Annotated in this window: 1 protein-coding gene; it reads left to right on the top strand. The window is 66.8% G+C overall.

Annotation, left to right across the window (positions count from 1 at the left end):
- Nucleotides 1-156 precede the first annotated feature (156 nt).
- Nucleotides 157-1,631 (top strand): MDR/SDR family oxidoreductase (locus tag E1258_RS32525; protein WP_243715836.1); only part of this gene is annotated, 1,475 nt, incomplete at its 3' end.

Here is a 1,631-nt window from a genome sequence, read left to right on the forward strand (position 1 = left end):
CGGTTTCAGCTTGTTGATTTGCCCGGTGGGGAGCCTGATCCGGATTGGGTGGCGCTTGCCGCGACCGGGGAACCTCAGCTTGCTGTCCGTGGTGGTGTTCCGCTGGCTCCCCGGCTTGCTGCGCACAGGGCTGAGCCGATCTCTGGCGCTTGGCATTTGACCAGTGAGCACAAGGGGTCGCTGGAGGATCTGATTTTGCTGCCTTCTGATGGTGGGCGGGCTCTTGGCGTCGGTGAGGTGCGGGTTGGTGTGCGGGCGGCGGGTCTGAATTTCCGTGATGTGCTGATTGCGCTGGGGATGTATCCGGGTGAGGCGCCGTTGGGTTCGGAGGCTGCGGGTGTGGTGTTGGAGGTCGGTGCGGAGGTGACCGACCTGGTGCCGGGGGATCGGGTGTTGGGGATTATTCCGGATGCGTTTGGTCCGGTGGCGGTGACTGATCGGCGGTTGGTGGTGCCGATGCCGGGGTCGTGGTCGTTCGTGCGGGGTGCGGCGGTTCCGGTGGTGTATTTGACCGCGTTGTATGGGTTGCGGGATTTGGCGGGGTTGCGGCAGGGGGAGAAGCTGCTGGTGCATGCCGCGGCTGGTGGTGTCGGTATGGCGGCGGTGCAGTTGGCCGGGCATGTGGGGGCGGAGGTGTATGCGACGGCGAGTCCGGCGAAGTGGGATGTGGTGCGGGGGTTGGGGGTGCCTGCGGAGCGGATTGCGTCGTCGCGTGATGTGGGGTTCCGGGAGCGGTTCGCCGGTGGGGTTGACGTGGTGCTCAATGCGCTGGCTGGGGAGTTTGTGGATGCCTCGCTGGATGTGTTGGGTGAGGGTGGCCGGTTTATCGAGATGGGTAAGGCGGATCTGCGGGATCCGGAGTCGGTGCTGGCCGAGCGGGGTGTGGTGTACCGGTCGTACGACCTGTTCGAGGCGGGTCCGGATCGTATTCAGCAGATGCTGGGTGAGATTGTTGGCCTGTTCGAGCAGGGGGTGTTGCGGTCTGCGCCGGTGCGTACGTGGGATGTGCGGCAGGGGCGGGAGGCGTTCCGGTTCCTGCGGGAGGGTCGTAATACCGGCAAGGTGGTGTTGACTGTGCCGGCGCCGTTGGATCCGGACGGCACGGTGTTGATCACCGGTGGCACCAGTGGTCTGGGGGCGTTGTTCGCCCGGCATTTCGCCACCGCGTACGACGTGAGGCATCTGCTGTTGGTGTCCCGGCGTGGACCCGACGCTGATGGTGTTCATCAGCTCGTCAACGACCTTGAGGGGCGTGGCTGCAAGGTTCGCGTCGCTGCCTGCGATGTCGCTGACCGTGATCAGCTCGCCGCGCTGCTCGGCTCTCTCGATCGGCCGTTGACCGCGGTTGTGCACTCCGCTGGTGTCCTCGCCGACGGGCTGATCGAGACGATGACTCCTGAGCAGGTCGATCGGGTCATGCGGCCCAAGGTCGACGCGGCGGTGCACCTGCACGAGCTGACCGCCGGGATGGATCTGGCCGCGTTCGTGTTGTTCTCCTCGGTGGCCGCGCTCATGGGCAGCCCGGGGCAGGGCAACTACGCCGCCGCCAACGCGTTCCTCGACGCGCTCGCCGCCCACCGCCGCGCGGCCGGGCTGCCCGCCACCTCCCTCGCCTGGGGCATGTGGGCGGA

The sequence above is a fragment of the Micromonospora sp. KC207 genome (assembly GCF_004348615.1).
Classification (GTDB): domain Bacteria; phylum Actinomycetota; class Actinomycetes; order Mycobacteriales; family Micromonosporaceae; genus Micromonospora.